Origin of the sequence: Streptomyces sp. NBC_00102 (assembly GCF_026343115.1) — a bacterium.
Lineage (GTDB): Bacteria > Actinomycetota > Actinomycetes > Streptomycetales > Streptomycetaceae > Streptomyces.
The window spans coordinates 4,135,880-4,153,268 of the sequence record NZ_JAPEMC010000001.1 but is presented as its reverse complement, the minus strand read 5'-3'; the positions used below and the strand labels follow the sequence as shown (position 1 = coordinate 4,153,268).

Annotated in this window: 15 protein-coding genes; 7 read left to right on the top strand and 8 right to left on the bottom strand. The window is 71.0% G+C overall.

The window, feature by feature from the left end:
• Positions 1 to 18: 18 nt before the first annotated feature.
• From OHA55_RS18615 to OHA55_RS18595, 5 genes are all read right to left on the bottom strand, one after another.
• Entirely contained in the window at positions 19 to 222 is a 204-nt protein-coding gene (locus OHA55_RS18615) for a hypothetical protein (RefSeq protein WP_266707738.1), read from the bottom strand.
• A complete protein-coding gene (locus OHA55_RS18610) occupies positions 219 to 410 on the bottom strand; it encodes a hypothetical protein (protein ID WP_266707736.1) in 192 nt (63 codons plus the stop codon). Before OHA55_RS18610 ends, OHA55_RS18615 begins: the two co-directional genes overlap by 4 nt.
• On the bottom strand, positions 407 to 586 hold the full coding sequence (locus OHA55_RS18605) for a hypothetical protein (RefSeq protein ID WP_266707734.1): 180 nt from the start codon (positions 584 to 586) through the stop codon (positions 407 to 409). Before OHA55_RS18605 ends, OHA55_RS18610 begins: the two co-directional genes overlap by 4 nt.
• 88 nt (positions 587 to 674) lie before the next feature.
• Complete coding sequence (locus OHA55_RS18600) at positions 675 to 1,922, bottom strand: helix-turn-helix transcriptional regulator (RefSeq protein WP_266707732.1); 1,248 nt, start codon at positions 1,920 to 1,922, stop codon at positions 675 to 677.
• A gap of 183 nt (positions 1,923 to 2,105) precedes the next feature.
• Positions 2,106 to 2,606, bottom strand: a complete 501-nt coding sequence (locus OHA55_RS18595) for a helix-turn-helix transcriptional regulator (RefSeq protein WP_266707730.1) — start codon at positions 2,604 to 2,606, stop codon at positions 2,106 to 2,108.
• Between the two features lie 1,208 nt (positions 2,607 to 3,814).
• Here OHA55_RS18595 and OHA55_RS18590 point away from each other — a divergent pair.
• Entirely contained in the window at positions 3,815 to 4,603 is a 789-nt protein-coding gene (locus tag OHA55_RS18590) for an ATP-binding protein (RefSeq protein WP_266707728.1), read from the top strand.
• 185 nt (positions 4,604 to 4,788) lie between these two features.
• Positions 4,789 to 5,268 carry a hypothetical protein gene (locus OHA55_RS18585; protein ID WP_266707726.1) on the top strand — a complete coding sequence of 160 codons (480 nt, stop codon included), beginning with the start codon at positions 4,789 to 4,791 and terminating at the stop codon, positions 5,266 to 5,268.
• Positions 5,269 to 5,316: 48 nt separating this feature from the next.
• On the opposite strand, the gene OHA55_RS18580 is transcribed toward OHA55_RS18585, so the two are convergent.
• Complete coding sequence (locus OHA55_RS18580; protein WP_266707724.1) at positions 5,317 to 6,270, bottom strand: aminoglycoside phosphotransferase family protein; 954 nt, start codon at positions 6,268 to 6,270, stop codon at positions 5,317 to 5,319.
• A gap of 170 nt (positions 6,271 to 6,440) precedes the next feature.
• Here OHA55_RS18580 and OHA55_RS18575 point away from each other — a divergent pair, with 170 nt between their 5' ends.
• Positions 6,441 to 7,328, top strand: a complete 888-nt coding sequence (locus OHA55_RS18575) for an ATP-grasp domain-containing protein (protein ID WP_266707722.1) — start codon at positions 6,441 to 6,443, stop codon at positions 7,326 to 7,328.
• Here the strand turns inward: OHA55_RS18575 and OHA55_RS18570 are convergent.
• Positions 7,291 to 9,369 (bottom strand): MFS transporter, encoded by a 2,079-nt coding sequence (locus OHA55_RS18570; RefSeq protein ID WP_266707721.1) that lies wholly within the window; start codon positions 9,367 to 9,369, stop codon positions 7,291 to 7,293. The genes OHA55_RS18575 and OHA55_RS18570 overlap by 38 nt on opposite strands.
• A 297-nt stretch (positions 9,370 to 9,666) precedes the next feature.
• Positions 9,667 to 12,300, bottom strand: a complete 2,634-nt coding sequence (locus OHA55_RS18565) for a D-alanyl-D-alanine carboxypeptidase (protein WP_266707719.1) — start codon at positions 12,298 to 12,300, stop codon at positions 9,667 to 9,669.
• A 193-nt stretch (positions 12,301 to 12,493) separates the two neighbouring features.
• On the opposite strand from OHA55_RS18565, the gene OHA55_RS18560 reads away from it, so the two are divergent.
• The 4 genes from OHA55_RS18560 (at position 12,494) to OHA55_RS18545 (ending at position 17,167) form a co-directional block, all read left to right on the top strand.
• Complete coding sequence (locus tag OHA55_RS18560) at positions 12,494 to 13,207, top strand: GPP34 family phosphoprotein (protein ID WP_266707717.1); 714 nt, start codon at positions 12,494 to 12,496, stop codon at positions 13,205 to 13,207.
• A gap of 268 nt (positions 13,208 to 13,475) precedes the next feature.
• Positions 13,476 to 14,333: a helix-turn-helix transcriptional regulator gene (locus OHA55_RS18555; RefSeq protein ID WP_266707715.1), complete on the top strand. Its 858-nt coding sequence runs from the start codon at positions 13,476 to 13,478 to the stop codon at positions 14,331 to 14,333.
• Positions 14,334 to 14,605: 272 nt separating this feature from the next.
• On the top strand, positions 14,606 to 14,812 hold the full coding sequence (locus tag OHA55_RS18550) for a DUF397 domain-containing protein (RefSeq protein ID WP_266707713.1): 207 nt from the start codon (positions 14,606 to 14,608) through the stop codon (positions 14,810 to 14,812).
• Between the two features lie 789 nt (positions 14,813 to 15,601).
• On the top strand, positions 15,602 to 17,167 hold the full coding sequence (locus OHA55_RS18545) for a sodium:solute symporter family protein (RefSeq protein WP_266707711.1): 1,566 nt from the start codon (positions 15,602 to 15,604) through the stop codon (positions 17,165 to 17,167).
• Positions 17,168 to 17,389 lie beyond the last annotated feature (222 nt).

Sequence of the window (17,389 nt, the reverse complement as noted above, 5' to 3'; positions counted from 1 at the left end):
GACGGCGGGCCGGCGACGTCAGCGGCGGGAAGTCGGCGGACTCGCGTCGAGCACCCGGTGCAGCAGCGACGGTGCCACCCGCCGGGCCGTGCATTCCGGATCGCCCGGCGGGTGCGCGTACGCGTCGGGGCGGGCGCCGGAGGCGGAGTGGCCCTCGGCGGCGACGATCGCGTTGCCGGTAATCGTCCGGTCGCAGTCGACGCAGATGCGGGGAAACGTCACCGGCGGGCCTTCCGCCAGGCGCGGCCGAGTCGTACCGAGGTGGGGCAGGCGGCGCTGACCCGGCATGTGGCGCATGTCGCGGTGTGCGCCAACCAGGCGCGGTACGCCTGCTCCCCTGCGGCGGCGACGACGGCAGCGGCAGCGGCAGCGGCAGCGGCAACCATGGGCTGCTCGGCGGGACTCGTCATCGGGCCACCGCCCTCTCCGCCTCGGGCAGGAGTCGGTAGAGAGCCGGTACTCCGTGCTGCTCCGCGCAGGCGGCGTGCGCGTACACGGTCGTGCCCGACCCGACGCCCGTGACGTGTATCCGCACGCAGATGTCCGCTCCGGGTTCGGGACAGTACGTGCACTCTCGATGGCTCATCCGCTCACCTCTGTGTGATCGCGCGGGCAGGTCACACAAGGGTGGGGGCGGATGCGAGGAACCAGGGGCGCGGAGTGCACCCCCTCGATCAGGCGGCGAGCAGACCGAGTTGCACCGCGAGGGCGGAGGCCCGGCGGCGCCGGTTCGGCGACTTCGCCTGAGTTTCCTCCAGCACGATCCTCTTCGCGTAGCCGTTGTAGCGGATCGTCTCCGGGGCTGCCTCGTGCGCCTGTGCCAGGGTGGCCAGGGCGACGTCCGGCTGCCCGTTGAGCTGGTAGCCGCGCGCCTGCTCGATGCGGTGGCGGGCCCGGCGCGGCCGGGACGGGATGGCCATGGCGTCCGAGGCTGCCGCCTGGCGGACGGATTCCCCGCCGGCGTGCAGCTCGACGGCGACGGTCACGGCGTGCGCGCCCATGATCGCCCGGCTGAAGCTGGTCACCGGGTGGAAGTACGTCTCCGGCAGCCGGTCGGCGACCTGGCGCGCCTCGTCCCAGTGCCGCCAGGCCGTACCGGTCTCGCCCCGACGCGCGGCCGTGTACCCGGCTTCGAAGCGGAGCGCTCCGGCGATGGCCCGCACCGGCTCTGTGCCGTCCGGGAGGAGGGGCTCAAGGTGGCGGAGCGCCTCGCCCACCACGTGTTCGGCCGCGTCGTAGTGCGCGCGGTCCCGGTGCGCCTGCGCGGACAGCCATGCGGCGACGCCGATCGCGTGCCCGTCCTCGGACTGCTGCGCCGCGATCATTCCTCGCTCGGCGACCCGCCACACCAGGGCGGCGTCGGGCTGGTACGAGACGAAGAACTGGCAGAGGGCGTACACCTCGGCAAGAGTCGCCTGCGCCGCCCGCCAGTTGCTGGCCGTCTCGGCCTGCCGTACGACGGCCTGCGCGTCCCGGATCAGGTCGGGCAGCAGTGCGCCGATCACGTCCCGGTGGTTCGGCGACGTGTGCCGGGCGGCCCATGCCCGGGCAAGGCGGGCGGAGAGATGCTTGGGCGCCGGTGCGGCGGCCTCGGGCCTGCTGATCGGGAATTCGTCCACGGCAGCACGCACGGCAGGGAGCCTGGCGTGTCCCGGCCCGGTGAAGAGGGCCACGGGTGCGGTCTGGTTTCCGGTGAGGTCGGAGAGACTCTGGACCCGGAGGACCTCGGCGAGACGGAGGATGACCTCCAGGCGCGGTACGCCTCGGCGCCCGGTCTCGATCCCCTTCACCCAGGACGCGGATCGCCCCATCAGCCCGCCGAGTTGCTCGCGGGTCACGCCCCTCCTGGTGCGGAGGATCTGAAGCCGCTGACCGAAGGCGATCGGGTCCGCGGACGAGTCCGGGCCGGCATCGAACGACATGGCTTTACCCCTCTCTGAACAGCTCGTCGCTGTCAGAGTAGAGGGCAAGAGCGCTTCCAGACCGTGGACTTGCCCAGGCATTCCTCCCTGCGGACGCTTGCACCCTCCGGCCGCGCCCAGGGCCGGAGAGGACAACCGGCAATGGCGCGGGTCGCCTTGCGAACCCACTTCCGCAAATCTGGCCTACGCGACCCTGCCGGGCCCGCCGGCTCGCTCGCCGAGCTCCTGGAGTTGGGGCAGGATCAGCCGCCACGCCTCCAGCGACGCCTGAAGCTCCTCGGGCGACCCACCCTCCCTGCCGCGCGCGACAACAACGGCCTGTCCGCCGCCGGGCATCCGGATCACCGCAGTATCGAGCAGGCGCCCCGACGCCAGTTCCTCAGCAATGTGGAGCGGTAGATCGTCAGGAACGCGCCCGCCCGGCCCCTTGCCGCCCGGCGTAGCGGCGGCTGCAGGGGTCGGCTCGCCCCCGGCCAGCACCTGGTCGACGCTGCCTTCGGTCCAGCCGACGAGCCGGGCGTAGGCACGGTGTGTGGAGGTCGGGCGGGTGAAGGCCTTACCCCTCTCCACGTTCTGCACCGTGGCACGCGAGACGTCGAGCGCTTCCATGATGTCGCTCTGTGTCAGCTTCAGCGTGGCGCGTGCAGCTTTGAAGGCGTCGCCCAAGCCTGCCCAGTGGTCCATGGGCGCCCATCATGCCTCATCAGCGGGACCCCGCGCCGATCACCCGTCGACGCCTTCGCACGCTCACGAATAGGCCAGGTGCGAGGCGTGAGCAGCTCACTCCGAGGCTCAATCGTCCACCCCATGAACATACGCGCCCCCCCACGCCACATAGCTCAACAAGTAGGCTTCGCGATTGCGCAATTGGGCCCTTAAGGCTTACCGTTGCCCCATGAGTCACCCTAGTCTCCCGACCTCCCGTTCTCAGTTAGCTCAATCATTGAGCCTTGACGGCTTGCGCGGTTCCGTTTGTCGAATGGGCCAACCCGCCCTGGGTCCGTTCTCAGCCGCGCCTGAGACCACGGTTCGCCGCGTGACACGACCGCACGGAAGAAGGACCGCGTGACCATCGACGCCATGCACTGGGTGTGGACCCACTCCCAGACGAAGGGGAACGTCCGTCTGGTGATGCTCGCGGTGGCCGACAAGGCCATAGGGCCTGACTGCACGGCCCAGATGGGCACGGCCGAGCTCGTTTCCCGCGTGTACGCTGCCCGGTCCTCGGTCGTCAAGGCAGTCGACTCCGCCCTTTCCTCCGGCGAACTGATGATCGTGGCTCCAGCTGCCGGAAGCCGAGCAGCCACCTACCAACTTCCCCTCGCTGTGGGCCATGTGCGCTCTGCGCCGACAGCCAGGGGTCCGGCAACGAGACCGGTGGGCAACAGCTACCGGTCCGGGAACGAGACCCCTGAGTGCAAGCAGGGGTCCGGAACTCGGACCGGTACGGAAAGGGCCAAGGGTCCTGAATCCGGACCGGAGGGGTCCGATATCGAGACCTCAAGGGGTCCGCAATCCGGACCCCTCAACCAGACCACTCCTACCAGGAGTGAGAGCGAGCAAGCCGGAGCGCCCGACCCCGTCGACCTCGGCCCCGAGATCCCCACCGGCGCCCGCGCGTTGGTCGACGCGCTCACCACCGGCGGGGTCCTCGTACGCTGGAACCTCTCGGCCTCCGAGTGGTCCGTCGTCGAGGCCCTCGTCAAGCGCACCGGCGTCCCGGCTCTCGCCGCCTTCGCCCAACGGCAGGCGAACGCCCGGGAGATCAGCTTCGCGAAGTACTTCCTGCCCGGCTGGCGCGAGTTACCTCCGTTGCCGAGCCCCGCGCCGCACTGCCCCGGCAGCTCGCACGCCCCGCGCAGCCTGCTTCACCCACCGTTCCCGCCGCTCCCGTGTCCGGCGGCTGGCAGCCGTACACCAACCCGGCCGACCCGTCCATGGAACCCACCACCATCGGCGCGCTCGGCCCGTCCGCCCTCGCCCACATCATGGGCGGCATCACCGAGAAGCAACGGCAGGGCGTCGGCCCGGGGCCCGTCGCCGACGGGCACGTACCCGACGAGCCCGGCCACCCCGAGTACCACCACCGTCGTCGCGCCGCCTGGACACTCGGCCGCTGGGCGACCACGACACCGCCCCGCTACCGGCGGGCCGACGCCACGCTCCTCCCCGTCCAGCAGTGGGCGGACGCCGTGGCCGCCGACCCGGAGTCCGCCGGGTCGCTGCTCCTCACCGGTACGACCGGCACCGGCAAGACGTACGAGGCGTACGGCGCGCTCCGCCGCATCGCCGAGGCCGGTCCGCGTACGTACGAGGTCATCGCGATCACCACCGCCGACGTGTACGGCCGCCTGCGGCCCAAGGGCTCGGAGCGGGGCACCGAGGAGGAGCTGCGCCGCCTCTGCCGCGTCCCGCTGCTGCTCCTGGACGACCTCGGGTCCGCGAAGGCCGGCGAGTGGACGGAGGAGGTGACGTACCGGCTCATCAACGAGCGGTACAACGCCTGTCGGCCCAGCCTCTGCACCAGCAACCTGCCCGCCCGCGCACCCCACGACGAACACGGCCGCCCCACCGGCCCCGACCTCAGCACCGCCCTCGGCGAACGGATCGTGTCCCGGCTCTCCGAGGACACCCGGATCGTCGCGATGACCGGCGCGGACCGACGCCGGGCAGGCGGGTGACGCATCCACGTCGCACGTGCCGGCATTCGGTGCGGAGAACGTCAGTAACCGCGACGACCGGCACCGATCGCAGCCGCCGCCCCAGCGCACAGGCGATGCCCTGTCCTGTGGGGCCACAGGCCCCAGCAGGCATGGTCCGGCTCGGAGGTCCCGGGTTCGCAGAGAATGGCGACATGGAAACGCCCGTGACCGACATCGAAGAGGCCATCAGCTGGAGCGGCCTTGCGGTCATCCTCCTGTTCACGCTCGGGGCATCCGACTCCACCCTTCAGCCGGGCGATTTCGAGGTGGCCGGCATGAAGCCGGACAACGTCAAGGTGTTCCGGCTGGACCCGGATCCCGATGGGCGACGAGGGGTGGTGCAGGCGTACGACCTCACGTTCGCCGACAGCGACCACGACTTCGTCCCGTACTTGCAGGAGTGCCTGCGGCGGGCGGCTGCCGAAGTGGAGGGGATCGCGTGGCTGGCCTTCGAGGGTTCCTTCCACTACGACCGCCTCTTCACGCAGAGTGTCACGGACCAGGTCTATGGCTACTGCGTAGAGGACGGCGTACCAGTGGCCGTGTGGGACGGCGCGGTCCTGAAGAGTGGCCGGTGGAAGTGCGAGCTGGCCGGAGTACGCGCTGCCATGGAGCGTGCGTTCCCGAAAGTCGGAACCGGCTGATCCACAGAGGTCGCCGCGACCCCCGGTGATGCCGGGCCGGAACACTGCCTACTTCAGCTCCTCGGCCATCAACTCCCCCAGCACACGGCGTGCGTTGCTCGCCATCACCGGGTTGGTGGTGCGGTAGTGGGCGAGTTCGGGGAGGGCGACGGTCAGGGCCCAGCCCCGGGCCCGGCACCAGGTCGCCTCGTCGGCGCCCATTGCGGTACGGAACCGGGGGCGGGCGGCGGCGGGGAGCAGGTACCAGGCGGCCATCAGATCGAGTGCCGGATCGGCGAGGCCCATGCAGCCGAAGTCGATGACGGCGCCGAGCCTGCCCTCCTTGACGAGGATGTTGCCGGGCTGGAGGTCTCCGTGGGACCAGACCCCCGGCCCGTCCGGTTCAGGGGCCCGCAACGCCGCCTCCCAGACGGTCAGGGCGGCCTCCGCACCCGAGCCGCCGCCGGAGCCCGACCCATCACCGGAGCCGGAGACCTCGTCCAGGACTTCGCGCAGGCTCCCGATCGTCCGCCGGGTGGCGTCGTCCCGGGCGGCGAGCGGTTCACCGCGGTACGCGGGCGGGGCTCCGACCGGGTCCACGCGGCGCAGCGCGGCGATGAACTGCGCCAGATCCGAGGCGAGTTCACCACCGTCCGGCGGCTCGCCCCCGCCATCCGCGACGGGTTCGGCCCCCTCGCCGCCCAACCACCGGTTCAGCGGCTCCCCTTCGAGCCAGCGGCACACCGACCAGCTCCACGGGTACCCCTCCCCCGGAGCGCCCTGGGCGAGCGGGGCGGGGATCGGTACGGGAAGGTGTTCGGCCAGCCGGGGCAGCCAGTGGTGCTCCTTCTCCACGTCCCGCGCGCCTCCCTCGGCGAGCGGGAGCCGTACCGCCATCGCTCCGCCGAGCCGGTAGATGGCGTTCACCGTGCCGTGGGACCCGGTCCGGCGGACGGGGAGCCCGGTCCACTGCGGGAACTGCGCGGCGACCAGGGCCCGTACAAGATCTTCGTCGGAGAGCATGAGCCGATCGAATCGGCTGAGCGGGGCCGCCGCAACCGTATTCCGCGCCAGGCCCCGACGACTGCCCGAACCCCGTGCCACCTGCGGAAACCCGCGACCATGAGGACACTCGGAAGCGCCCCGCGAAAACCGCTGGGCCCCGCCCCTGCCCGTACCCCACGCTCGTGGTCATGACGACTGGACAAGCCCCCCGCGAGCGCACCGACCACCCAGACCGCCCCGACCGCCGTCCCGTCCTCGTGCTGCCGCCCCGGCTCACCGCTTCCGCGCGGACGCTGTCCGCAGCGGCGGTGCGGCGTGGGCTGCGGACCGTGGAGCCGGGCGGGACGCGGATACCGCAGGCGCTGCGGGAGTCGGCGTACGGCATCGCGCATCTGCACGCCGGGCCCGGCTTCGCCGACGCGGTGGCGCCGGTGTTCGGGATCGCCCCGCTGGAGGCCCCGGCCGACTGGCTGGCGGGGCTGCCGATGCGATTCACCCGCCGCGAGATCCGGGCGATGCCGATCCGGGAGGCGTACGGGCTGCGCAGGCCGGTGTTCGTGAAGTCGCCCAACGACAAGAGCATCCCGGCTCTCGTGTACACGGACGGCTCCCGGCTGCCCGGCCCCGACGCGGTCGAACCGGAGACGCCGGTGCTGGTCAGCGAGGTGCTGTCGTACGTCTCCGAGTACCGGCTGTACGTCCTCGACGGGTCCGTGCACACCGCGAGCCGGTACGCCGAGCGCGGCCGTCTCCTGCTCGCGGAGCCGTCGCCGGACGCCCTGGCCTTCGGCGCGGATCTGCTGGCCGCCACCGCGGACTCGCTGCCCTCCGCGATCGTCGTGGACGTCGGGCAGGACGCGGACGGCGACTGGAGCGTGATCGAGGCGAACGCCGCCTGGGCGAGCGGCCGCTACGCCGCCGACCCGGAGCGCGCACTGGACGTCGTGCTCCGGGCCGCCGGGCCGGTGGCGGCGCTGGACGCCGCCCGGGACGGCGCCTTCGTGAGGTCCGGGGCTCGGCTCCCACGGGAACCACGCGTCAGCGCAGCTCCTCCGGGCAAGGGGTGCCAGGGCTGAAACGGTACGGCGCGGCCAGCTTGTAGACGCCCGCCTTCGGCGCGACCAGTTCGGTCCACTGGTCCTCGTGGGTCTCCTCGTCGACCTCCAGAAGGCACCCGTTGACGTTGTCGAAGGTCTTCGGAGCGTCGCCGTCCTCCTTGGTGCGCTCCTTGGACTCAGCCGTCTCCTGGGGGCGGTCCAGGCCCTTGCCCTTCTCGTCCACGAGGGAGAGCCAGCGCGTGTAGGGCACCCGGATGAGCACGCGGCCCGCCTCCGGGACCCGGATCGTGATCTCGTCGGCCTCGAAGTTCAGGACGGTGGCGGGCGGGTCGGCGAGCGGCATCGGGTCTTCGACCCGGTACAGCTTCCAGTTGGCGTCGGCCCAGATCGGCTTCAGGTACGGCAGCCCGTCGCCGACCAGGGCGGCCTCCTGGGCGGCCCCGCTGTCCGGGTTGCCCTTGGGCAGGACGACGTAGTGGACGGCCCAGCGGTCGAGCCACTCGCGGTAGTTGGCCGCGTCGAGGGTGTCGTCGTAGAAGAGCGGGTTGCGCTTCATGTCGGCCTGGCGGTTCCAGCCCCGGGCGAGGTTGACGTACGGCGCGAGGGCCGAGGCCTCGCGGTGGCTGCTCGCGGGGACGACCTCGATACGGCCCCTGGTCGCGTCGACCACCTGGAGCTCGTTGACCAGCGGCGCGAGAGCGCGCGCCCAGGAGGCGGTGGGCGCGGTACGGACGATGTCGGCGACGCTCTTGAAGCCGATCCAGACGTTGAGGCCGACGATCGCGATCACCAGGGCGTACCAACGACGGGTGCGCGGCGCGGTGAACGGCAGGGCGGCCAGCAGCACGACGCCGGCGAAGAGCATCGCCATGCGCGTGATGTTGGAGCCGATCTGGGAGTCCACGAAGTAGGTGGCGAGCGTGCCCAGGCCGTAGACGGCGGACGCGGTGCGGACCGTCTTCCAGTCGCGGGGCACGAGCACGAACACGAACACCGCGTAGACGAACGGCAGCGACAGCGTCCCCACCGACATCGGCTGGGTGCCGGAGAACGGGAACAGCCACGAGGAGAGCCCGACCACCGCCACCGGCGGCAGCCCGATGGCGTACGCGCCGGGGCGCCGCTTGTGCAGGAAGAGCGCGGCGGCCACCACGCCCAGGAAGAGTCCGGCGACCGGGCTGGAGGCGGTGGCGAGCCCGGCGAGCGGGGCGGCGACGGCCGCCTTCGCCCAGCGCCGGTACCGCCAGCGGTACGGCCAGCAGAAGACGGCGGCGACGGCCCCGACCGCGAACATCATGCCGAGCCCGAACGTCACCCGCCCCGACAGCGCGTTGCACAGGTACGCGAAGACCCCGGCGAGCGAGCAGACGAGCGGGTTCCGCACGGCCTTGACCCGTACCAGGATCATCGCGGTCAGCCCGGCGGAGACGGTGCCCGCGAGCATCATCGTGGAGCGGACGCCGATGACGGACATCAGGTACGGCGAGACCACGCTGTACGAGACGGGGTGCATGCCCCCGTACCAGGCGAGGTTGTACGCGGTACCGGGGTGCTGGCCGACGAACTCGGCCCAGGCGTCCTGCGCCGCGATGTCGCCGCCGCTGTTGGCGAAGAAGAAGAACCAGAGGACGTGGGTGACCGCCGCGGCGGCCGTCGCGATCGTGACGGGATGGCGCACCAGCCGGCGGACCAGCGTGGCCGGGGCGGAGGCCGTGCCCGGGTGGTCCGGGCCCTCCGGGTGGTCCTGGCCCTCCGGGTGGTCCTGGCCCTCCGGGTGGTCCTGGCCCTCCGGGTGGTCGGCCTGCGGTTCCGGTGCTCCCGGTACTTCCGCTTCGTCCGGTGTTTCCGCTTCATCCGGGATGCGCTGGGTCGGCAGGAGCTCCGGGGACGCCACGAGATCCGCCGACGTCACCAGTTCCGCCGCCGCGACGAGATCCGCAGCCGCCGCGAGCTCCGCGGGGCCCGTCGGGTCGTCGGTGCCGAAGGTGTCGGCCTCCCCCGGCTTCCGGTCCTTCTCGCTGTCCGCCTCGCGGCCGGGTCTCGGCTCCGCGGTGGTCACTACGGCTCTCCCCGTCATCCGCCGGTCCGGAGCGTCCCCGGCGACCGCGCGTCCTGCGGGACGCGCCCCGCGCCCGCCCGTCGCCCGGCCCCAGCTGTCCGGCCCGCTCGGCCTGTCCGGCTGTCCGGCTGTCCGCTTGTTCGGCTTGCCGCTGCTCGCTGTCCGGCTGTTCGCTGTTCGGTCTGTTCGTCTGTTCGGTCTGTTCCGGGACGCTAACACGTACCAAGCGGACAGAAGAGGGACGGGGGGCACCGGATAGGCACCCCCCGTCCCTCTTCCCGCGGGCCGGACCGGCCGTCAGCCGATCCGGGAGAGCTTGGCTCCGATTCCGGGCTCGCTCAGGTCCTGGGCCAGGGCGACCGGGACCTTCACCTGGCTGGTGCCCTCGCCGACCGTCAGCGTGCCGACCCGGGTTCCGGCCGCAGCCTCGTGCGGGATGGCCTTGCCGTCGTCGGTGAGCTCCAGCTTCACCGTGAGACCGCCCCAGCCGACCGCCTTGACGTCCTGGGTGGCGACGACCTCGGTGGTGGTGCCGAGCCCGTCGTCGACGACCCCGACGACCTGGCCCTTCTTCACGACGGTGGCGCCCTTGAGCGCGTCCTCGGTCGCCAGCATGACCGTCTTGCTGACCCGGTTGACCTCGTCGATGATCGACACGCTGTCGTACTGGCCGAGGATCGCGCCGACGATCAGCTGGTCCGTCCCGTCGATCATCTTGTGGGCCGCGAAGAGCAGATTGCCGCCCGCCTTCGTGGTCGAGCCCGTCTTGATGCCGAGCGCCCCGTTGAAGGGGACCAGCCGGTTGTAGTTGGGCCAGGGCTTGCCGGTGGGGTCGGTCCAGCTCGGCAGGATGGTGATCTCCATCAGCGCCGGGATCTCGACCAGCTTCTCGCCGAGCTTCACCAGGTCCTCGGCGGTGCTCACCGTGGTGGCGTTGAGCCCGGAGGGGTCGGTGTACGTGGTGTTCGTCATCCCGAGCTCTTTCGCGGTGGCGTTCATCTTGTCGACGAACGCCTTCTCCGAGCCCGCGTCCCACCGGGCCAGCAGCCGCGCGATGTTGTTGGCCGAAGGGATCATGATCGCGGAGAGGGCCTCGCGCTGCGTGAGCACGTCCCCCTCCTTGACGGTGTCCAGCGTGGACTCGCCCTCGCTGGAGAGCTTGCCGTCCGACTCGCCCTTGGCGTCGACCTTGATCGACTCCCCGTCCTCACCCTTCTTCATCGGGTGGTCCCTGAGCACGATGTACGCGGTCATGGCCTTGGCCACACTCGCGATCGGCACCGGCTTCTGCTTCCCGAACGAACCGACCTTGCCCAGGCCGGTCGCCGCCATGTAGCCCTGGCCCTGATCCGGCCAGGACAGGTCGGGGGTGGCCCCCTCGAACGTGTAGGTCGGCGTCGTCGTCACCGCGAGGGTGGGGTCCGGCAGCGGCCTGAACGTCTGTACGGCTGCAAAGATGATCAGCAGGAGCAGGACGAGCGGCGTCCAGATCTTGACCCGCCGGACCGCCGTGCGTACCGGGGTCTCCTTCGGCGGAGGCGTGTTCGTCAGCTCGGCGAGCAGGTCCAGCGGCGGCTTCGGGGGCAGCGGCAGCGACCGGGTCCGGTCGGGCTCGCCCGGGGTGGGCGTATCGAGGGCCGGCGTGACCGTGGGACCGACGACCGGGCCCTGCGGATCGGTACGCCGGGGCGCGGGCGCCACCGGTCGTACGTCGTCCGAGCGCAGCGGTACGAAGGTGCTGGTGCGCTCCGAGGGGCTCTCGGAGTCCGCCCCGGCCCCCGTACCCGGCCCCGGCTTCCCCTTCTCCGGATCCGTCTTCGGGTCCCGCTTCGCCAGGGCCTCGCGCGGGGGGATCTTCAGCGCGGTGGTGGGCTGGTCGATCCGGGGGCGGACCGACTTGAACACGGCGGTGGGCTGGTCGATACCGGTGCCGTCGGCGTCCGCAGCACCACTGCCGGCCTCGGCGGCCTCGGTCTCGGCATCGGCATCGGCATCGGCGGGCGCGTCGGCGTCGGTGGGCTCGCCGGACGTGTCCGCGTCCGTGGCGGCCGTCGCCGGTTCGGTGGGCTCGGCCTCCTCACGGGTACGCGGCACCGCGGCGCCGGCCTCGGCCGCCTCGGGCTTCTCGTCCACGTCGGACGCGTCGGACGCGTCGGACGCGTCGGACGCGTCGGGCTTCTCGTCCGTCGCGGACTCCGGCTCGGGCTTCTCCTCCGCCTCGGACTCGGCGGACTCGGCGGACTCGGCGCCCTTCTCGGACGCGGCGCCGCTGTCGCCCTTGGCGACCCAGGCGGCGACCGCGGCGCGCAGCCGCTTGTCACCCTCGCCCCCGGCCGCCTCGCTCTGGGCCGCCTCACTCTCGTCGGTGTCGGCGGGCGCATCCGCGTCGGCGCCCGGGGCGCTCACGGCGGGCTCGGACGCGCCGGAGCGAGCGGAATCGGCTCCGGACGGCTCTGCGGGGCCCTCAGGGGCCTCCACCGGCCCGTCCGGGCCCTCGGCGGCCTCGTCGGCCCGCTCGGCGCTCTCGGTGGCGTCCGTCGCCGCGTCCGCCTCCGGAGCGTCCGCCTCCGGCGCGTCCGCGTCTTCCGCTTCGGCGTCGTCGGCCGCGGCGGCCGGGGCCGGGACGCGGAACACCGCGGTGGCGGTGTTCTGGCGCGGGCCGTCCTCCGGGGCCTCGTCCGCGCCGGACGCGGAATCGGTACCGGACTCCGGAGCCGGCTCCTGGGCGGACTCCGTTTCCGGGCCGGCGGCGCCGTCCGGACCGGAAGTGCCGTCCGTGACGGAACCGTTATCGCCGTCGGCCGCGTCTTCGACGGTGTCGTCGCTCGCACCGGCGGGTTCACGGAACACGGAAAGCCGGGGGTCGCGTTCCTGCGGAGCCGTCCCCGAGGACGTCCGCTGTTCCGACTTGCCGGGGGACTCGCCCGCCACCAATGCCTCCTCTTAAAGCTGCGGGGACTGCCCCCGCTGTCCGAACCGTGTACCAGTGTCCTGTGTGAACCCTGCCTTCAGCTGCTAGACGAGAACGACATACCTACTGGTTCCCGTACAAAGCTGGCAGGCGCTCTCGACAGACAGTTGTGAGAGGGGTCACCCTGTCACTCATCCACGCGGGGAGGCATGGATGGGCAGGAGCCGCAGAACAATTCCGGAAGAGCTTTTGCTGCTCGCTCTGGACCCGACCACGGGTACCACGGCGCAGCCGCAGTCGCTCGACCTCGGCCTCGCCGGAGCACAGCTAGTGGAGCTGGCTCTGGCAGGTCGGATAGCCCCTGACGGGGATCGTATCGCCGTGGTGATGCCACGGCCGACTGGAGATCCGACACTGGACTCCGCACTGGAACTGCTGCGCAGACGTGGCAGTCCGGTACGGGCGGTCCACTGGATCGGCGGACCCCGACTGGGGCTCCGTCAGGTCTATCTCGCTCATCTGGAGCGGTGCGGCATGGTGCATGCCGTGGCGGGCCAGATGTGCGGAGTGCTGCCGACGACTCGCTACCAAGCGACGGACACGGCGGTCAGCAGGGACATCAAGTCCCGGCTGGACAGTGCGATCCGCACCGGCGTACCGCCGGACCCGCGGACCGCGGCGCTTGCCGCGCTGGCCCACGCGGTCGGACTCGGCAAGCACCTGTACCCGGGGAACGAGGGGCGTTCATCACGCTCCCGCCTCCGGGACCTGATCAGACACGACCCGATGGGCGGCCTCGTGGCGCATGCCGTGATGGACGTCCAGAGCGGCGCGGGCGCACAGCCCCGCCGCAACCAGCAGGCAGCGGGAGTGCCTTTGCAGCCGCAAGCACGACGCGGCAGCATGGCGCAGACCGCGGCAAGCTGAACGCAGTGAGCCGAACCGCGGTGCGCCGCGCGGGACATCCGCGCTGCGCACCGTTTCGGAACTGCGCGGGAGACCGCGCGGACAATCCCATACCGCCGTTCCGACGTCCGCCAAGACCCGGTTCGGGAGCCGCACCACACGCGGGGCAGCCGGTCTTCCGGCTGCCCCGCGTGCTTGCGTTCCCCGTTTCCCAGCGAAGCGAGGGCCAAGGGTGGCAATCTGCTGAGAAGTAGATACGCACAGCAACACAGCCGGAGGTGCCGTTTCCGTGCCGTCCACCGTCAATCCCACCGTCAGGCGACGTCGGTTGGGCCAGGAATTGCGCCGCCTGCGCGAACTCAAGGGCATGACCGCGGAAGAGGTCGCCGACCGCCTGCTGGTCTCGCAGTCGAAGATCAGCCGGCTGGAGAACGGCCGCCGTTCCATCAGCCAGCGGGACGTCCGCGACCTCTGCGGGGTCTACGAGGTCGCGGATCACCGGATCGTCGACTCCCTCATGCAGATGGCGAAGGACTCGCGCCAGCAGGGCTGGTGGCACGCGTTCGGCGACATCCCGTACAGCGTCTACATCGGCCTGGAGACCGACGCCGAGTCCCTGCGGGGTTACGAGCCCCAGGTCGTCCCGGGTCTGCTCCAGACGCGGGCGTACTCCGAGGCGCTGATCACGGGTGCCCTCCCCGAGGCGCCGCCGGCCGACATCGAGAAGCGGGTGAACGTCCGGGCCCGGCGTCAGGACCGGATCAACGACACCGAACGGCCGTTGCGGCTCTGGGTGGTCATCGACGAATCGGCGCTGCACCGGACGGTCGGCGGCAAGCAGGTGATGATCGAGCAGCTGGAGCACCTCGTCGCCTGCTCCCAGCTGCCGCACGTGACCGTGCAGGTGCTGCCGTTCGACATGGGCGCGCATCCGGGGATCAACGGGCAGTACGCCATCCTGGAGTTCCCCGACACGGCCGATTCCAGCGTGGTCTACATCGAGGGCGTCACGAGCGACCTGTACCTGGAGAAGGCGAACGACGTCCAGCGGTACAGCGTCATGTACGAGCACCTCCGGGCCCAGGCGCTCAACGTCGAGCAGAGCCGCCGGTTCATCGGCGAGGTCGCGAAGAAGTACACCGACTGAGCGGCCCGAACCGGGTCGATTCCCCTGATCCCGGGGGGCGCGAACCGGCCACCCCGCCATAGCGGGTCATGTGCGACATGCAGCGATGTGACGCGTGGGGCGGCGACACGATACACCGTCGCCGCCTCACCGGGTAAGAGTTCATTGGCAATTGCCATCCGGTCGAGTGAACGGCATCTTCAGACAGGCGAGTTGGCGAGTAGCGTCGATCACGCCAGCTGAAAGCAGTCTGGTGCGAGGCTCACGATCAACTCATCGAAACCGGAGTGAACATGGCTATCATCCAGGGTGCTACGGACATGTGGACCAAGTCCTCGTACTCCGGCGGCAACGGCGCCTGCGTCGAGGTCAAGTCCCCCGTCGCGCTCTCCATCGCGGTCCGCGACTCGAAGGTGACCGAGGGCCCCTCGATCTCCTTCGTGCCCGGCGCGTGGAACGCGTTCGTCCGGGACGTCGCGGAGCGCACGCTCGACGTCTGAGCCCGGTGATTCCCACCGGCCCGCTACCGCGCCGCTCGCCCGGCCCTCTCGACCGGCCCGCCGTCCTGGCCGAGAGGGCTCGGCACCGCCCGCTCCGTACGGAGTGATCCTTCGGAGCGGTTCAACGAGGTGATCGAGCGGCACGCACGCATCACCGGTGCGCCGCAGGGCGGTCCGGGGGCGTTCACCCGCCCCGGCCGCACACCACGGCGTACGGACACCGCCGCACGGCAGGACCGTCGGCACACTCGGGTGGGAACCGGCCGTCGTTCCGGTTCTGCTCCGGCATCGCCGGATGTCGACCGACCAAGTTCCCCCCTCCTCGACCGCACGGGACCCGCATCCCGTGCGGTCTTGCCGTTTCTGCGCCGGCGACGGTACGCGCGGCGACATCACGCGTGCGAAGTGCGGCTGATCGCGGGGCGGTCGACGCCCGGTCGGGATCGGTACGCGCCCGCACAGCCCGCGCTCGCCCGCGTCGCCCGCGTTCCCCCGCGCGTCGACCCGCCACGCACGCGACGCCTGCGTTCAGTGGTTCGGACAGCCTGACGAAGTGCCCGCCCATCGTGTGGCCCCCGTCACTTCCACACAACGGCCCGCTTGGTCAAGAACAAGTAAAACTGTTCGGGGTGCTGATCTGTGTTCACATTCATGACCGCATATCCCTTGACCCCACCCTTCCGGAAGCGGTTCAATCCCCCAAGTCCCCGTTACCCGCGCGGGGTACCGCTGAACGGCCGTACTGACGAAGAGCGTTCCCGTTCACAAGGCGGACCCCTGGAGGGGTACATGAACAGTCTCGACTGGACCGTACTCATCGGATACTTCGGTGTGATGGTCGCGATCGGCCTCTGGTCGCACAAGCGCGTGGACACCGTCGGCGACTTCTTCACGGCCGGCGGGAAGATGCCGTGGTGGCTGTCCGGCATCTCGCACCACATGTCGGGGTACAGCGCGGTGATGTTCACCGGCTATGCCGGCATCGCCTACACGTACGGGGTCACCTCCTTCGTCACGTGGTCGCTCCCGATCGCCATCGGCATCTTCATCGGCGCGAAGCTCTTCGCGCCCCGGCTCAACCGGCTGCGCTCGCGGCTGCGGGTCTCCTCGCCGCTGGAGTACCTGAAGAACCGCTACAACATCCAGACCCAGCAGGCTCTCGCCTGGTCCGGGCTGCTGCTGAAGATCGTGGACGTCGGCGCCAAGTGGGCCGCGATCGCGACCCTGTTGTCCGTCTTCACCGGTCTCACCATCACCCAGGGCATCCTGATCACCGGCGTCATCACCGCCATCTACTGCACGGTGGGCGGGCTGTGGGCCGACGCGCTCACCGAGCTGGGGCAGTTCATCATCCAGCTCTTCGCCGGGCTCGCGATGCTGATCGCGGTAATGGGCAAGCTGGACGGCTTCTCCACCCTGTGGACGGTCTGGGACAAGCTCCCCGACGGCCACGCCGACCCGACCGCCGGCCCGTACACGGTGACCTTCCTGCTGGCGTTCCTCTTCATCAAGACGTTCGAGTACAACGGCGGTATGTGGAACCAGGCCCAGCGGTACATGGCCACCGACTCGGCCCGCTCCGCGACGCGTTCGGCCAGGCTCTCCGCCGTCCTCTGGTTCGTCTGGCCGCTGGTGCTGTTCTTCCCGATGTGGTGCGCGCCGCTGCTCGTCCACGCGCAGAAGCCGGACGCCTCGGACAGCTACGCCCTGATGACCGAACAGCTTTTGCCGCACGGCCTGTTGGGCCTGGTGATCGTCGGCTTCTTCTCGCACACGATGGCCATGTGCTCCTCGGACGCCAACGCCATCTCCGCCGTCTTCACCCGCGACATCATGCCGACCCTCGCCAAGTCGGCGCGCGGCTGGAACGAGCGGGTCGGCCTGATCGCGGCCCGCTGGACCACGATCGCGTTCCTGGCGCTGTCGATGGCGGTCGCCACGCAGGTCAACTCCCCCACGTTCAAGGACATCATCACCGTCGTCATCAAGTGGGTCGCCGGTCTGATGGGCCCGATCGCCATCCCGTTCATGCTCGGCCTGCTGCGTACGTTCCGGAAGTCCGGTCCGACCGCGGCGCTGGTCAGCTGGGCGCTGGGCCTGGTCGCGTTCTGGCTGGTCAACTACCCGATCAACTGGGCCGTCGACGGCGGGGTCCCGCTCCAGTACCAGGTCTCCGTACCGCTCGCGGTCTCCCTGGTCCTCTACATCGTGATCGGCTTCGTGAAGCCGGAGGACACCCCGGAGCGCGACGCGGTCCTCGCCCGCATCAACGAGGACGGCGACGACGGTTCGGCCGCCGCGTCCCTCCCCGCCCAGGGCGGCCCGGCCGCGGACGCCGCCCCGATCCGGGACTGACCCCCGCCCCGGGGCCCCTCACCGGGCTCCGGGGCGCGCGGGCCGCAGGACACGTACGCACGCACGGGCCGGTGTTCTCCACCTCGGCGGCCGACCGGCCGGGAGGGGAGACCCCGGCCCCTGCGCGTGCACCGGCCCGTGCGCGTACCCGGACGGGCCCCATGGCGTGGGCGAGCGTCAGTGCCGGGTGCCGTACGGCCCGGCCGCGAACCGCCGGGTGCC

Excerpts from the sequence above, each read along its gene's own strand:
- OHA55_RS18560 (WP_266707717.1), top strand. The coding sequence starts at position 12,494 with ATGGGCAGGAGCCGCAGAACAATTCCGGAAGAGCTTTTGCTGCTCGCT.
- OHA55_RS18600 (WP_266707732.1), bottom strand. The coding sequence starts at position 1,922 with ATGTCGTTCGATGCCGGCCCGGACTCGTCCGCGGACCCGATCGCCTTC.
- OHA55_RS18595 (WP_266707730.1), bottom strand. The coding sequence starts at position 2,606 with ATGGACCACTGGGCAGGCTTGGGCGACGCCTTCAAAGCTGCACGCGCC.
- OHA55_RS18610 (WP_266707736.1), bottom strand. The coding sequence starts at position 410 with ATGACGAGTCCCGCCGAGCAGCCCATGGTTGCCGCTGCCGCTGCCGCT.
- OHA55_RS18580 (WP_266707724.1), bottom strand. The coding sequence starts at position 6,270 with ATGCTCTCCGACGAAGATCTTGTACGGGCCCTGGTCGCCGCGCAGTTC.
- OHA55_RS18605 (WP_266707734.1), bottom strand. The coding sequence starts at position 586 with ATGAGCCATCGAGAGTGCACGTACTGTCCCGAACCCGGAGCGGACATC.
- OHA55_RS18545 (WP_266707711.1), top strand. The coding sequence starts at position 15,602 with ATGAACAGTCTCGACTGGACCGTACTCATCGGATACTTCGGTGTGATG.
- OHA55_RS18550 (WP_266707713.1), top strand. The coding sequence starts at position 14,606 with ATGGCTATCATCCAGGGTGCTACGGACATGTGGACCAAGTCCTCGTAC.
- OHA55_RS18575 (WP_266707722.1), top strand. The coding sequence starts at position 6,441 with ATGACGACTGGACAAGCCCCCCGCGAGCGCACCGACCACCCAGACCGC.